This window comes from Cognatishimia sp. SS12 (genome assembly GCF_028369055.1).
Lineage (GTDB): Bacteria > Pseudomonadota > Alphaproteobacteria > Rhodobacterales > Rhodobacteraceae > Cognatishimia.
Map to the genome: position 1 here is coordinate 110,762 of NZ_JAQNCZ010000005.1, position 14,865 is coordinate 125,626.

The window sequence follows — 14,865 nt, forward strand, 5'->3', positions numbered from 1 at the left end:
ATTGCCGCGTCGCAGAATCGCTTCCTCACCGCAGTGATAGATTCGGTCGCGAAAGATTACAAATACAAACTACCATATTTCGGTAATTTTATAACCTCGCAGATGCAGAAAAACAAAGTGACGTTACGACGCAATGCAGCATTTCTTATTTTTATTATTTCAAAACAATACATTATACAGAAACTCAATTCATCTGAGCCCCCCGCGGAGAAGCATCATTTCGGCGTGAACCGCGCAGAAATCGCCATTTTCGCGATTTTCTGGGCGTTATCCGCAATTTTCCAACCGAACCGCCGCGTCGCAGCGAATTGACAAATGCGCAAAATTCCAATTATCAACACCGTAACGAAATTTAATTTCACGGCCAACTAGCGGCCCGCACGAGGACCGACCATGACACCATCGCAAAAAGATCGCCCTTGGCTCATCCGAACCTATGCTGGCCACTCTACCGCCACTGCGTCAAATGCCCTGTATCGGGCCAACCTTGAGAAAGGGCAGACCGGCCTATCGGTTGCCTTCGATCTGCCGACACAGACCGGATATGACAGCGACCACATCCTTGCGCGCGGCGAGGTGGGCAAGGTGGGCGTGCCGGTCTGTCATCTGGGCGACATGCGGACCCTGTTTGATCAGATCCCGCTCGATCAGATGAACACCTCGATGACGATCAATGCCACAGCCCCTTGGCTGCTGTCGCTTTATATCGCTGCGGCGGAAGAACAGGGCGCGGATATTTCTAAGCTGCAAGGCACGGTGCAAAATGATCTGATCAAGGAATACCTGAGCCGCGGCACCTATATTTGCCCGCCCAAACCCTCGCTCAAGATGATCGCGGATGTGGCGGAATACTGCTACGCCAATGTGCCCAAATGGAACCCGATGAATGTCTGTTCCTACCATCTGCAAGAGGCCGGCGCGACGCCGGAGCAGGAACTGGCCTTTGCGCTGGCCACCGCGCAGTCGGTTCTGGATACACTGAAGCCGCGTGTGCCTGCCGAAGATTTTGGCCCAATGGTGGCGCGGATTTCGTTCTTTGTGAACGCTGGCATCCGCTTTGTCACCGAGATGTGCAAAATGCGCGCCTTTGTTGAGCTTTGGGATGAGATTTGCCTAGAGCGCTATGGCGTCACCGACCCAAAGCACCGTCGCTTTCGCTATGGCGTGCAGGTAAATTCGCTTGGCCTGACCGAACAACAGCCTGAAAACAACGTGTACCGCATCCTGATCGAGATGCTGGCCGTCACGCTTTCAAAGAAAGCGCGCGCCCGCGCGGTGCAACTGCCCGCTTGGAACGAAGCGTTGGGCCTGCCCCGCCCCTGGGATCAGCAATGGTCCATGCGCATGCAGCAGATCATGGCGTTTGAAACCGACCTTTTGGAATTTGACGATCTCTTTGATGGCAACCCCGCTGTGGATCGCAAAGTGGCCGAACTAAAAAGCGGCGCGCGGCACGAATTGGCCAATCTGGACTCCATGGGCGGAGCAATCGGTGCCATTGACTATATGAAGGCGCGGCTGGTGGATTCAAACGCGGCGCGTCTCAACCGTATCGAAGCTGGCGAAACCGTCGTTGTCGGTGTGAACAAATGGCAAAAGGGCGAAGCCTCGCCACTGATGACCAGCGATGGCGGCATCATGGTGGTCGACCCTGCGGTGGAACAGCAACAGATCGACCGTGTCAAAGACTGGCGCGCAGCACGCGACCCGGCGGCGGTTGAAACCGCACTGGCCAATCTGCGCGCTGCCGCCAAGGCGGGTGAGAATATCATGCCAGCCTCCATCGCCGCGGCCAAAGCGGGCGTGACCACCGGCGAGTGGGCCGCACAGATGCGGGCGGTTCATGGCGAATACCGTGGCCCAACCGGCGTGTCGCCAAGCCCCTCGAACAAGACCGAAGGGCTGGAGGATCTGCGAGAGGCGGTGGATCGCGTCAGCGACAAACTCGGCCGTCGCTTGAAATTCGTGATCGGCAAGCCGGGGCTGGATGGCCATTCCAATGGCGCAGAGCAAATCGCCTTCCGTGCTCGCGATTGCGGCATGGATATCACCTATGACGGGATCCGCCTGACCCCAGATGAAATCGTGGCGTCTGCACGCGACGATGACGCCCATGTGGTGGGCCTCTCGATCCTGTCGGGCTCGCATGTGCCGCTGGTCAAGGATCTGATGCAGAAAATGCGTGAGGCCGGCCTCGGCGATACGCCGGTGATCGTCGGCGGCATCATCCCCGAGGACGACGCAGCGCGCCTGCGCGATATGGGCGTGGCGCGCGTCTATACGCCCAAGGATTTTGAGCTGAACACAATTATGGCCGACATCGTTGTGCTCGCCGATCCCAAGTCGATCGCGGCTGAATAGCAAATTTGCATTTCCCCGCCCCGCGCGCCACAGTGTTTGCGGGGGGGGGAAAGAAGATGAGCGAAATTTCCATGACAACCCGCGTCACCGGGCAGGTGCAGGGCGTTGCCTATCGCAATTGGGCCCGATCCCGGGCAACCGCGCTCGGCCTGCGCGGCTGGGTTCGCAATGACGTCTCCGGTGCCGTGATTGCGCAGATCGAAGGCGACAAAGCCGCTGTGCAGCAGCTGCTTTCGGAAATGTGGTCCGGCCCGGGGGCGGCCTCGGTCCGAGATGTGCAATCGCGTGCCACACAGCTGCAGATCACCGATAGCGGGTTCAAAATTCGCCGCTAGCGCAATTGGGGCTTGCCTAATGCTGGACTGCGGCGTTTTCTGACCAAAAAGTCAAAGGAGCAAATCGCATGACGATTCACATCGGGGCCAAACCCGGCGAGATTGCCGAAACCGTGCTTTTGCCGGGCGATCCCTATCGCGCCAAATGGGCGGCAGAAACCTTCCTGAATGACGTCAAACTGGTCAATGAAGTGCGCGGGATGCTCGGCTTTACCGGCACCTGGAAAGGCAACCCGGTGACCATTCACGGCTCCGGCATGGGCATGCCCAGCCTGTCGATCTATGTGAACGAGTTAATCAAGGATTTCGGGGCTAAGACATTGATTCGCATCGGCTCCTGCGGCGGGATGCAAGACAAGGTGGCCCTGCGCGATGTGATCTTGGCGATGACCGCCAGCTCCATTTCCACCCCGTCGCGCGCCATCCTGCGCGAGGTGAATTTTGCGCCTTCTGCCGATTATGGGCTGCTGCGCGCCGCGGCCGACGCCGCCATGGTCAAAGGCACGCCATTGCATGTCGGCGGTATCTATTCGGCAGATGTGTTTTACGACGAACGACAGGATCTCAGCGATCAGATGACCCGCCACGGCATTCTTGGGGTCGAGATGGAAGCCGCCGAGCTCTACACCGTTGCGGCGCGCTATGGCTGCCGTGCCCTCGCGGTACTGACGGTGTCAGATCATCTGAAAACCGGCGCGGCACTGCCCAGTGACCAACGGGAAAAATCCTTTGGGGATATGGTGGAAATCGCGCTGGAAGCGGCCTTTGCCTAACGCGGGCCGTCTTTCAAACAAATCTTCGGCGGGGCACCATCCGTGGTAAACACCTCCGCCCCGCAGGCCACGCACATATAAAAATCGCCTGCAGCGCCATTGCGCCGCCGGTCCGCCCGCCAGCGGCAGCCCCGGGTTTTGCGGTTCGAAAATATCGCGATCAGCACGAAGGCCAGTACCAGCCCGATCAGAATATGCATAAGCCCCTCTGCCCCAAACGCAACGACAAGTCAAACCCGCGCGATGGATGCAAAACGGGCGCGCCCATGGCCCGCCCGCTTCATCTTTTCATAAATACTCAGTCCGGCGCTGCGGCGCAGACCAACCCGTTCAGACGACGCGCTCTGCGATCATCTTTTTGATCTCTGCAATCGCCTTGGCCGGGTTCAACCCTTTGGGGCAGGTCTTGGCGCAGTTCATGATCGTGTGGCAGCGATAAAGTTTGAACGGATCTTCCAGATCATCCAGACGCTCGCCGGTGGCCTCATCGCGGCTGTCGATGATCCAGCGATAGGCATGCAACAGCGCTGCTGGCCCAAGATATTTGTCGCCATTCCACCAATAGCTCGGACAGGAGGTCGAGCAGGAGGCGCACATCACGCATTCATAAAGACCATCCAGCTTTTTGCGATCTTCAATGGATTGCTTCCATTCTTTGGCAGGGCGGTTGGTTTTGGTTTCCAGCCACGGCATGATCGAGGCATGCTGCGCATAGAAATGGGTCAGATCGGGGATCAGGTCTTTCACCACCGGCATGTGCGGCAGAGGATAGATCTTGACCGTGTCCTTGACCTCATCAATGCCATAGATACAGGCCAGCGTGTTGATGCCGTCGATGTTCATCGCGCAAGAGCCGCAGATCCCTTCGCGGCAGGACCGGCGGAACGTCAGAGTGGGATCAATCTCGTTTTTGATCTTGATCAGCGCATCCAGAATCATCGGGCCGCAATTGTCCATATCGACGAAATAGGTGTCGACAGATGGGGTTTTGCCATCATCCGGGTTCCAGCGATAAATCTGGAACTTGCGCAGGTTCTTCGCGCCGTCTGGCTTGGGCCAGGTTTTGCCCGTGGTGATACGGGAGTTTTTAGGGAGCGCAAATTCGACCATACCGTCGTCTCCTTCAGTTGCCTGACGCGCTGCATGCGCGTGGGGTGAGTGGTGCGCTGCCGATGGCAGCAAATCGGGGGGCCGGGGTGCGCGGGGTCATTCCGTCACCTCAACCTGATAAGGGAACTGTGCCTGATTGAGATAGGCAGACAGCAATTCAGAATCTTGTGGCATCAAACGATGCATCAGCCGGATCAGATCATCATCCTGGCTGGCAGCGAGCAGCACGATCTGAAATGTCGGATCATTGATCATGTCGCGCCAGCGCTGGGACACTTTCAGCTCGGCCGCCTCTTCGGTGCCCTTCTGAAACGATGAACCGCCCCCATAGGGCTGCACCTTGCCCAACCCATTGTCGCGACAGGGCAACCCAAGCGCCGCCAGCACGCGCTCGCGGTATTTGGGGCGGGCACACCAACGATCATAGTTGATCGCCAAGACATCCGTGTCCTCTTCGGTCTGGGCGATCAGCTCCAGCAGGTCGCGGTATTTGTCCAGCGACACCATCATGATCCGCAGGCAGGCCAATGCATCCTGATCGTCGTTCTGCTGGATTTTGCGCAAGAGCGAGGCCGCCCAGTTCATGAAGTTGCGATAAAGCAGCAGATCGCGGTGTATAAAACCATCCGGCAAATCCGCCGTCAGCCCGGCGCGCAGGTCATCAATATCCGGTGCGATATCTTCATAGGACACGATGAGCATCGGGGCATCGCCCGCGTCATGGGTCAACTCGGACATGTGGCGCACGTTGCGCTTCCCGCGCCATTCGCCATTGACCTCAATAGCGCGCGCGCTGTCGCTCGCGGGTTGGCCTGCGGCGCAATTGTTCAGAAAAACGCTGCCGTCCACGCTGTTGCGGGCCAGCCAGTTGATGATCGCATGGTTGCCGGACCGCCGCATCCCGAATGTGCGCAGCGTGACCCCCGGCGTAATGCCAAGGGCCTCTGCAATCGGAATATGCGCGGCGTCCATCATCGTGACTTAGAAGGTCCGCGCTTTCGGCGCGATTTTCTTCAGGTTGATGCCGCCTTCTGCTTCGGTGGTCAGCGGATCCGTGATGACCGGGCGATAGGTGAGGTCCACCTTGTTGCCATCCACACGCGACACGGTGTGCACACGCCATTTCTTGTCGTCACGCTCTGCGTAATCCTCATGGGCATGCGCCCCGCGGGATTCCTTGCGCGCTTCGGCCCCATGAATGGTGGCCAGCGCGTTTGGCATCAGGTTGGTCAGCTCAAGCGTTTCCATCAGGTCAGAATTCCAGACCAGGCTGCGGTCGGTGACTTTCAGATCATCCATCTTGGCGGCGATGTCGGTCATTTTGGCAACACCCTCTTTCAGGGTCTTGTCGGTGCGGAAGACCGCGGCGTCAGACTGCATGGTTTTCTGCATCTCAAGGCGCAGCTCAGCGGTCGGCACCGTGCCTTTGGCGCTGCGCAGACCGTCAAACCGGTCAAAGGCCGCATCCACAGACGCTTGGTTCAGCACCGGATTGGAGGCCTCGGCATCCACGACCTTGCCGGCGCGGATCGCGGCGGCGCGGCCAAAGACCACCAGGTCGATGAGCGAGTTTGAGCCCAGACGGTTCGCGCCGTGCACCGAGGCACAGCCCGCCTCGCCCACAGCCATCAGGCCGGGCACAACGGCGGTTGGATCGTCTTTGGACGGGTTCAGCACCTCGCCCCAATAGTTGGTTGGAATACCGCCCATGTTGTAGTGCACGGTTGGCAGAACCGGGATCGGTTCTTTGGTGACATCAACGCCCGCAAAGATTTTCGCGCTTTCGGAGATACCCGGCAGACGTTCGGCCAGCGCTTCGGCAGGCAGGTGGTTGAGGTTGAGGAAGATGTGATCCCCCTCCGCACCCACACCGCGCCCTTCGCGGATTTCCATGGTCATGGAGCGCGACACGTAATCGCGCGGCGCAAGGTCTTTGTACTGCGGGGCGTAGCGCTCCATAAAGCGTTCGCCTTCGGAGTTGGTCAGATAACCACCTTCGCCGCGTGCGCCTTCGGTGATCAGACAGCCGGAGCCATAGATACCAGTGGGGTGGAACTGAACAAATTCCATGTCCTGCAGCGCCAGACCCGCACGCGCCACCATGCCACCACCGTCGCCGGTGCAGGTGTGGGCCGAGGTGGCCGAGAAATAGGCACGGCCATAGCCGCCGGTTGCCAGAACAACCATCTTGGCGTTGAACACATGCATAGTGCCGTCGTCCAGCTTCCAGCAGACAACACCCTGACATTCGCCTTCATCAGACATGATCAGGTCAATCGCGAAATATTCGATGTAGAATTCCGCGTTGTTCTTCAGCGACTGACCATACAGCGTGTGCAAAATGGCGTGGCCGGTGCGGTCCGCTGCCGCGCAGGTACGCTGCACGGCGGGGCCTTCGCCAAATTCGGTGGTGTGACCGCCAAATGGACGCTGATAGATCTTGCCTTCTTCGGTCCGCGAAAACGGCACACCGTAATGTTCAAGCTCGTAAACAGCCTTGGGCGCTTCGCGCGCCAGATATTCCATGGCGTCCGTGTCACCCAGCCAGTCAGAGCCTTTGACCGTGTCATACATGTGCCACTGCCAGTTGTCCGGCCCCATGTTGGACAGGGACGCCGCAATGCCGCCCTGCGCCGCAACCGTGTGAGAACGGGTTGGGAAGACTTTGGTCACGCAAGCGGTGCGCAGCCCCTGCTCTGCCATGCCAAGCGTGGCGCGCAGACCTGCACCGCCAGCACCCACCACAACAACGTCATATTCGTGCGTTTCGTATTCGTAAGCAGCCATGATGAGCTCCGGGTCTTAAAGGGCGATTTTGGCGACGGCAAAAACACCGGCAGCCATCGCGGCATAGCTGAGGCAGCTCAGCAGGATCAGGGTGATTTTCTGGGCGGTGCCGTGCACATAGTCTTCGATCAGCACCTGTGCACCGTCATTGAAGTGCTTGAAGCCCACAATAAACGTCAGGATCGCGATGATCGCTGGGAAGGGGCGCTGATAATAGGCGCTGATTGTGGCGTAGTCATCGCCCAGCGCGCTGCCAAAGGTGCAGACGAACAAAGGCATTAGGATCAACAGACCCACGGAAGACACTTTCATGGCCCAGAAGTGATGAGCGCCGGTCTTGGCAGAGCCCATACCCGTGGCGCGCTTGCGGTCGGTCAGATAACGCATGGCTGGCTTCCTTTGGGTCAGACGAAGATGAAGGTGAGAAGGGTCAGAACCGGCGCGCCGATCAGGCAGGCCCAGCCGAGCTTTTCTGCGTCTGGCAGGTCCAGCATCATGCCGTTGTCCCAGATCAGGTGACGGATACCCGCCAGGGTGTGGTACCAAAGCCCGAGCACCGACAGCGCCATAACCAGATCGCCAAACCAGCTCGTCAGCACGCCATTGGCAACGTTATACGCCCCCTCAGAGGCGGCAGCGGCCAAGAACCACCAGACAATCAACAATGCCGAGACAAGCATCGCATTACCGGTGATGCGCGTCAGGATCGACGTCATGGAAGTAAGCTGCGGTCTGTAGACCGTCAGGTGCGGCGAAAGCGGGCGATTGCCCCGGTTCACGTCAGCCATTCTGAATCCTTTCAGGTTCCTTGTGCTCTTAGTACAGAATTTTTTTCTTCTGTCACCTTTCTGCAGTGCAAAAAGGCCTGTTTTTTTGCTGAATTTGCGTAATGCCGCAGGTTTGCGCAAACATCTGGCGGCAATGTGATCACAAGAAAAGTTTGCGTGATCACATTTTTCTTGAGACCGAATTCTCTGTGCCGCGCTGGGGCTTAAGGGGCCATTTCCGTCAAGAGATCTGCAAATTCGGTGCAGATGATGATCTCCCGCGGGGCTGGATCATAAAAAGCATTGGCTTCGCCGCAGGCCTCGACGCGCACGGTGATTTCATCGTGCAATCGAAACTCGGCGTTCAGGGCGTCAACTTCCGTTGTGATCACGTCAAATGACAGCCGGGCGGCATCACCTTCTTCTGACAATGCGGCCATTTTCAAACTTTGCCCCCCGCCGGCATGCGCGATCTCATCCAGCGCCCCGCCCCAGGCATGAGCCGCCTGTTCATATTCATCAGGACAATAATCAGCGCGCTCTTCCGGCAGCCCTAGATCCTCGGCCACGTCACTGCGTTCTTCGGGATTGGCCCCGTAAAAAATGCAGACCAAATTGTAATAGCGCTGCAAATCGGGGCCATGCACATCCCAAAAGGCCACTTCTTCAACCTGCTCCGCCTCGCCGAGAAACCCGAATGCCGTGTCATAGGCCAGTTGCACGGCGAACTCTTCCTCAAAGAAATCGCTCATCAAAAAGACCGAGAGCACATCCGCGGCATCTTCTTCCTGCCCGTAGATCGGCAGGTCGAGCACGTCGATCAGCGCATGGCCGAACTCGTGATAAAAGATGCCAAGAAGATTGTTTTCTACATAGGCCTGCGTGTCAGCATCCGTGGCCTCAAAAGAAAACTCCGCCTGCGCCGGGCCAGCCAGCGCACCTATGAGGGCGAAGGTCGAACAAAGTGTTTTCATGCCGCCATCAAAGCGGCATCAGCGCCCAGTAATCAAGATCAAGCAGAACCTCCGGCAGATATTTTCCATCCTCCCCCTTCAAGGCAAAAGGCGCGCCACCACTGGTGGCCACGAGGCGCAGGCGAACGGCTCCAACGCCGGGGGCTGATGTTTCGGCCTTATCAAGAACTTCGCTCCAGGCGCGCAGCGTCGTGCCTGCCAAACATGGGTTGGCATGGGCCCCACCATTCAGGCCCAAAATCATTTGCGCATTCGCCAGCCCGTTGAAAGACAGGGCGCGCGCCATTGAAATGACATGGCCGCCATAAATCAAACGGCTGCCGTCGGGCCGCGCCGTGGCGTCAAAATGTACTTTGGCTGTATTCTGCCAAAGCCGCGTTGCCAGCATGTGTTCAGCTTCTTCAATGGTGACGCCATCAACATGGTCGATGGTTTCACCGATTTCATAATCCCCCCAGCGGTGGGGTTCTCCGGCCAGGGCGAAATCGTAAGTGCTGAAATCAAGACCTTCCGGAATGACAAGCTGATCAGCTGGGATCACCTTGGTCAGCTCCGGGATCACAGTATCAGGTGCTGGGGCGTCCAGATTGCCCTTGCGCACCATAACCCAGCGCACATAGTCCATCACAAGATCGCCGCGTTGGTTCAGCCCGCGCGTACGCACGTAAACCACACCGGATTTGCCGTTTGAGTTTTGCTTGATCCCGATCACCTCGGATTCGGCGCGCAGCGTGTCACCTTCGTAGACCGGCAGATGCCAGCGCCCCTCGGCGTAGCCAAGGTTGGCCACCGCATTCAGCGAGACATCTGGAACGGTTTTGCCAAACACCACATGAAAGGCCGCCAGATCATCCAGCGGCGCTTTGGGCAGACCAGAGGCCCGGGCAAATTCATCCGAAGAATAGAGCGCATGCCGTGCCGGATAGAGCGCGTGATACAGCGCCCGCTCCCCGCCCGAAATGCTGCGTGGCACCGCGTGTTTGATCACATCGCCCACGGCATAATCTTCGAAAAACCGGCCCGGGTTGGTCTTGGCCATCAGTGTGCTCCCAATTTGGTGTCAGGGGTGTAGGTGCCGTCGACCTCTTTCACCACGGCCTGCGCACAGCGCATCACGCCTTTGGCGGCGTCAAACGCATAGCTTGGGTCGCCATGCAACGCCCAGCCCTTGTTCAAGGCGTCGGTCACTTTGTGGCAAAAAGCCGAAGTATCGTCTTCGGTCAGCAGGCGATAAAGCTTCATGGTTTATCCTCCGAATGGGCTGAGGCCAAAGAGGGTGTGGAGATAGCCAATCACACCGACCAATACGATTGAGATCGCAAAAAACATGGCGTCTTTGGCAATGCTGCCCTTTGGGTGTGGCGTCCAGTTCGGCTCGGCGCGATTGATCACGATCATATCCGCAATGGTCCAGACAAGCAGCCCGCCAAACAGCACCAAGGACGGCAGATCCCCATTGACCAGCAGATGAACCGCCGCCCAGAGTGCAACCCCCGTCAGCATCGGGTGGCGCATCTTATGAAGCAGCGCGCCTTTGTTGGGGCCCGGGCTAGTCAGATAGAGCGCAAAGATCATCACCAGATTATTGAGCGGCGTGGCCCATTCGGCTCGCGGCCAGAGGTAGGTCGGCTCTGCCATGCGATAGCCAAGGATCATCATGATGACGCCAGCCAAAATGCCCAGCGCCACAAACCCGCGCCCTTTGTCACCCAGCGCCGCACGTTGCGCCGGGGCGTAGCGCTTGAAAAAATGCGCTGCCGACCACAGCAGCAGCCCCAATATGAGCAGAATCATTTATGCTCTCCCTCTATGTTAATCAGATTAACACTACTGAGAAAGTTCCAGGATTGCATCCGCTTTCGCCAGAATTTCGCGCGCTGTCACCACGTGCAGATTTTCAACGATCTTACCGTCCACAACAGCTACGCCGCCGCCTTGTTTTTCGACCTCGTCAAAGGCTTCGATTTGACGGCGCGCAAGGTCGATCTCCGCCTCAGAGGGTGCAAAGGCGGTATTCGCGATCTCGATCTGCGCAGGGTGGATCAGTGTCTTGCCGTCCATCCCCATATCACGGCCCTGGTCACATTCGGTGCGCAGCCCGTCCTCATCCTTAAAGGCATTGTATACGCCATCGACAATCACAACCCCCTCGGCTTTTGCCGCCAGCAAACACAAGCCCAGCCCGGTCTGAAGCGGCAATCGATCCGGGCGGAACCGAGTTTGCAGTTCTTTTGCGAGGTCGTTGGTGCCCATGACAAACCCCTCAAGCTTGGGATGCGCGGCAATTTCCGCTGCGTTCAGCATCCCGCGCGGGGTTTCCATCATTGCCCAGATCGGCAAATCCCCGGTGATCGCCGCCAAGGCATCAAGGTCTGCTGCGCTTTCGACTTTGGGCAAGAGCACCGCATCCGCAGGCATTTCAGCCACGGCCGCAGCATCGGCCGGACCCCATTCGGTGGACAGCGCATTGATGCGCACGATACGCATGCGCGCGCCGTAACCGCCCTCGGCCAGCGCCGCAGCCAGCACGCCACGGGCGTTCTGCTTCTCGGCGGGCGCGACAGCGTCCTCCAGATCAAAGATGATCGCGTCCACAGCAAGCCCCTTAGCCTTTTCTAAGGCACGGGTCTTGGAGGCCGGAATATAGAGCACCGAACGATAGGGGCGTGTTTTCTGCGACATCGAGTCCTCCCGCAATAATATTGCGCTCAGTACTGGCATTTTTTGCAAAAAGAATTCAAGAAAAAATTCGCCGCACCGCAGAAATACGGGACGTCACGCGCGGCATCATTTTCAGAGCGGCCGTTTCCAAGGGGCTGCGAACGCTGTCTTAAGATTTATTTGCGATGCTCGGCAGCAAGATTTTCGCATCACCTCATAGGTCGTGCGCCCCAGCGCGCGCGCCAAACAGGAAAGGATGCACCATGCCGAAGATGACACATTTGCTGATTAGCATCGCCACCAGCGCAAGCATTTGCGCGGGCGCTCACGCACAGACCGCGCGCAACTGCGCGCCCCGCGAGGCGGTGGTGGCGCGGCTGAACGAAGGCTATGGCGAAAGCCGGCAAGCCATCGGTCTGGGCCAGAACAACGCGATTGTCGAAGTGTTTGCCAGCGCTGAAACAGGCAGTTGGACCATCACCGTGACGCTTGCCAACGGTATGACCTGCCTGATCGCCTCCGGACAGGGATTTGAGACCCTGGCCGAGGCGCTGCCTGCAAAAGGCAAGGATGCCTAGGTCAGCGCGTCAAAGATCAGCTTGACCCCTGTTGCCGCAAGGCAAAAGTAGATGAAGGGGAAAAACACCGCTTCGGGGATCACGTCATGCACGCGCACCCCGATCCAGACCCCGATCAGCGCGACGGGCGCGAGCATCAGATCCGCAATGAAAAGCTCGTAGGTGAAGATGCCAAGAAACGCATAGGGCACAAATTTCAAGGCGTTGATCACCCAGAAAACCAGCGTAACCGTCGCGTGATAGCGGGTTTTGCCCATGCCTTGCGGCAGTAGGTACATCGCCGCAGGCGGGCCGCCCGCATGGCTGATAAAGCTGGTGAGCCCGGCGACAAACCCTGCGACATAGCCGACAGATTTCGGAAAGGCAGTTTGTCGTGTCGTTGCCCAGGGCCAGTTTCGCCACAGAACAAAGCCAATGGCGATCACCCCAAGCAAGACGCGCAGCATGTCATCGCTGATGACAGAAAACAGCGCCAGGCCCATTGCGATCCCCGGCAGGCCACCGAGAATCAGGATGCGCGCTTGCGCCATGTCCCATTGCCCCCAAAACGGGCGCAGCGTCGCCAAATCCATCAGCATGAGCAGCGGCAACATCAGCCCCACGGCCTGCGCCGGCGGGATCACCAGCGCCAGAATCGCCGAAGCGACAAAGGCGACACTGCCGCCAAAACCGCCTTTGGACACCCCCGCAAACAGCACAGCGAGGGGGGCGACAAGGAAAAACTCGAGATCCATAAAGAGATAACCGATAGCGCTAAATATCTTTGTATGCATGTGTATACAGCGAATGTGGATGGCTGCCCAGCCACAATACACCGCCGCGCTGCAGCGTAAAATGCTTGCGTGGCAGGCAATATGGGCGTACCCAAACCCCAATTTTTAACCGGACCGGAGAATTCCAATGGCTCGACCCAAGATCGCCCTCATCGGCGCAGGTCAAATCGGTGGCACCCTTGCCCACCTCGCAGCAATGAAAGAACTGGGCGACGTTGTTCTGTTCGATATCGCAGATGGCGTTCCACAAGGCAAAGCGCTGGACATCGCTGAATCCGGCCCTTCCGAAGGGTTTGACGCTGCAATGTCCGGCACCACAGATTACGCTGACATCGCAGGTGCTGATGTTGTGATCGTAACCGCAGGTGTGCCGCGCAAGCCCGGCATGAGCCGCGATGACCTGCTAGGCATCAACCTCAAAGTGATGAAATCCGTTGGCGAAGGCATCCGCGACAACGCGCCAGACGCTTTCGTTATCTGCATCACCAACCCGCTGGACGCGATGGTTTGGGCGCTGCGCGAATTCTCTGGCCTGCCACACAACAAAGTCTGCGGCATGGCTGGCGTTCTGGATTCCGCACGCTTCCGTCACTTCCTCGCCGAAGAATTCAACGTCTCCATGCGCGACGTCACTGCCTTTGTTCTGGGCGGCCACGGCGACACCATGGTGCCATCCGTGCGTTATTCGACCGTCGGCGGCATCCCGCTGCCTGACATGGTGGAAATGGGCTGGACCACACAAGAGAAACTGGACGCAATCGTTCAGCGCACACGCGATGGCGGCGCAGAAATCGTTGGTCTGCTGAAAACCGGCTCTGCCTATTATGCACCTGCGACCTCGGCGATCGAAATGGCCGAAGCCTACCTGAAAGACCAAAAGCGCGTGCTGCCATGTGCGGCCTATGTTGATGGTGCCCTAGGCCTGAACGGCATGTATGTTGGCGTGCCAACCGTGATCGGCAAAGACGGTGTTGAGCGTGTAATCGACATCAAACTGAACGAAGAAGAGCAAGCAGGCTTTGACAAATCCGTTGCGGCGGTCAAAGGCCTCGTGGAAGCTTGTCAGGAAATCGATCCTTCTTTGAAGTAAGACTCAAGACAGTGATGTCACAAAGCGCGGGTCCTTTGGCCCGCGCTTTTTTTGTTGGGTATTTTACCCGCGCGGATCGCGTACAAACAATTGCTGCGTCACGGTCTGCACCTGATCCAAGTAGCGGTCCTCTGTCCAGCCGGCGCGCTGCACGCAATAGGCCCATGCCTCTAGGCTCAGAAGGCTGAAGTAGTAATCGCAGGCTTCTTTCAAGGAATAGGCCGGGTTAAGCGCCCCATCGTCCGCCAACATCCCGATGGCGGCATCGCATCCCTCTTTTAAGGCGTCCAAACGATGACCCCAAGCCGCCTTGGCCTCTTGGTCATCTTCGCCCAATCGAGTGAGCGCCTGCTGCAGCGGATAAATCGCGGGGTAAAATTCCAGAATCGCTTGCGTATAAGCCCTCAGGCGCGCCGCGCCATCGGTCGCGGCCCGGCTCGGGGCCAATCGGCCCTCAATATCCAGCCGGTTTCCAAAATGGAGAATGGCGGCAATCAGCAGATCGGTGCGCGTGCTGAAGTGATCATAAACCGTCTGCCGGGACACGCCTGCGCGCTGCCCAACATCCACCAGTTTCACCATTTGGCTGGTGTCACGCAAAAGCAGATCGAGCGTCGCGTCCAAAATTTTTTCTCGGGTTTTTTCTCGTTTACTTG

General features: G+C 58.1%; 18 protein-coding genes. 5 read left to right on the forward strand and 13 right to left on the reverse strand.

What is annotated here, in order from left to right:
* The first annotated feature begins 393 nt into the window (after positions 1–393).
* The 3 genes from N6L24_RS12145 to deoD all read left to right on the forward strand — a co-directional run bounded on the left by N6L24_RS12145 (position 394) and on the right by deoD (position 3,469).
* Positions 394–2,361: a methylmalonyl-CoA mutase family protein gene (locus N6L24_RS12145; RefSeq protein ID WP_271844954.1), complete on the forward strand. Its 1,968-nt coding sequence runs from the start codon at positions 394–396 to the stop codon at positions 2,359–2,361.
* A gap of 56 nt (positions 2,362–2,417) precedes the next feature.
* Entirely contained in the window at positions 2,418–2,696 is a 279-nt protein-coding gene (locus N6L24_RS12150; RefSeq protein WP_271844955.1) for an acylphosphatase, read from the forward strand.
* Between the two features lie 68 nt (positions 2,697–2,764).
* Positions 2,765–3,469 (forward strand): purine-nucleoside phosphorylase, encoded by a 705-nt coding sequence (gene deoD, locus N6L24_RS12155; protein WP_271844956.1) that lies wholly within the window; start codon positions 2,765–2,767, stop codon positions 3,467–3,469.
* Here the strand turns inward: deoD and N6L24_RS12160 are convergent.
* The 11 genes from N6L24_RS12160 to N6L24_RS12210 all read right to left on the reverse strand — a co-directional run bounded on the left by N6L24_RS12160 (position 3,466) and on the right by N6L24_RS12210 (position 11,789).
* Entirely contained in the window at positions 3,466–3,669 is a 204-nt protein-coding gene (locus N6L24_RS12160; protein WP_271844957.1) for a hypothetical protein, read from the reverse strand. The genes deoD and N6L24_RS12160 overlap by 4 nt on opposite strands.
* 130 nt (positions 3,670–3,799) lie before the next feature.
* Positions 3,800–4,579: a succinate dehydrogenase iron-sulfur subunit gene (locus tag N6L24_RS12165; RefSeq protein ID WP_271844958.1), complete on the reverse strand. Its 780-nt coding sequence runs from the start codon at positions 4,577–4,579 to the stop codon at positions 3,800–3,802.
* Between the two features lie 96 nt (positions 4,580–4,675).
* A complete protein-coding gene (locus tag N6L24_RS12170) occupies positions 4,676–5,554 on the reverse strand; it encodes a hypothetical protein (protein WP_271844959.1) in 879 nt (292 codons plus the stop codon).
* A gap of 6 nt (positions 5,555–5,560) precedes the next feature.
* Complete coding sequence (sdhA, locus tag N6L24_RS12175) at positions 5,561–7,366, reverse strand: succinate dehydrogenase flavoprotein subunit (RefSeq protein ID WP_271844960.1); 1,806 nt, start codon at positions 7,364–7,366, stop codon at positions 5,561–5,563.
* A gap of 15 nt (positions 7,367–7,381) precedes the next feature.
* Positions 7,382–7,753, reverse strand: coding sequence for a succinate dehydrogenase, hydrophobic membrane anchor protein (gene sdhD, locus N6L24_RS12180; protein WP_271844961.1), 372 nt, complete (start codon positions 7,751–7,753; stop codon positions 7,382–7,384).
* Positions 7,754–7,770: 17 nt separating this feature from the next.
* A complete protein-coding gene (gene sdhC, locus N6L24_RS12185) occupies positions 7,771–8,154 on the reverse strand; it encodes a succinate dehydrogenase, cytochrome b556 subunit (protein ID WP_271844962.1) in 384 nt (127 codons plus the stop codon).
* Positions 8,155–8,357: 203 nt separating this feature from the next.
* Positions 8,358–9,107: a DUF4344 domain-containing metallopeptidase gene (locus N6L24_RS12190; RefSeq protein ID WP_271844963.1), complete on the reverse strand. Its 750-nt coding sequence runs from the start codon at positions 9,105–9,107 to the stop codon at positions 8,358–8,360.
* Positions 9,108–9,114: 7 nt separating this feature from the next.
* Entirely contained in the window at positions 9,115–10,146 is a 1,032-nt protein-coding gene (locus tag N6L24_RS12195) for a MaoC family dehydratase (RefSeq protein WP_271844964.1), read from the reverse strand.
* Positions 10,146–10,349 carry a DUF1737 domain-containing protein gene (locus N6L24_RS12200; protein WP_271844965.1) on the reverse strand — a complete coding sequence of 68 codons (204 nt, stop codon included), beginning with the start codon at positions 10,347–10,349 and terminating at the stop codon, positions 10,146–10,148. The genes N6L24_RS12195 and N6L24_RS12200 overlap by 1 nt, the downstream gene beginning before the upstream one ends.
* A gap of 3 nt (positions 10,350–10,352) precedes the next feature.
* Entirely contained in the window at positions 10,353–10,901 is a 549-nt protein-coding gene (locus tag N6L24_RS12205; protein ID WP_271844966.1) for an NnrU family protein, read from the reverse strand.
* Between the two features lie 33 nt (positions 10,902–10,934).
* Positions 10,935–11,789, reverse strand: coding sequence for an HpcH/HpaI aldolase/citrate lyase family protein (locus tag N6L24_RS12210; RefSeq protein WP_271844967.1), 855 nt, complete (start codon positions 11,787–11,789; stop codon positions 10,935–10,937).
* A 242-nt stretch (positions 11,790–12,031) separates the two neighbouring features.
* Between N6L24_RS12210 and N6L24_RS12215 the strand changes: the two genes are divergently transcribed.
* Positions 12,032–12,346, forward strand: coding sequence for a hypothetical protein (locus tag N6L24_RS12215; RefSeq protein WP_442872601.1), 315 nt, complete (start codon positions 12,032–12,034; stop codon positions 12,344–12,346).
* Here N6L24_RS12215 and N6L24_RS12220 read toward each other — a convergent pair.
* Positions 12,343–13,080, reverse strand: coding sequence for a sulfite exporter TauE/SafE family protein (locus tag N6L24_RS12220; RefSeq protein WP_271844968.1), 738 nt, complete (start codon positions 13,078–13,080; stop codon positions 12,343–12,345). The genes N6L24_RS12215 and N6L24_RS12220 overlap by 4 nt on opposite strands.
* Before the next feature lie 166 nt (positions 13,081–13,246).
* Between N6L24_RS12220 and mdh the strand changes: the two genes are divergently transcribed.
* Complete coding sequence (gene mdh / locus N6L24_RS12225; RefSeq protein WP_271844969.1) at positions 13,247–14,209, forward strand: malate dehydrogenase; 963 nt, start codon at positions 13,247–13,249, stop codon at positions 14,207–14,209.
* 63 nt (positions 14,210–14,272) lie between these two features.
* Here the strand turns inward: mdh and N6L24_RS12230 are convergent, their stop codons facing one another.
* Positions 14,273–14,833: a TetR/AcrR family transcriptional regulator gene (locus tag N6L24_RS12230; protein ID WP_271844970.1), complete on the reverse strand. Its 561-nt coding sequence runs from the start codon at positions 14,831–14,833 to the stop codon at positions 14,273–14,275.
* Positions 14,834–14,865: the final 32 nt, after the last annotated feature.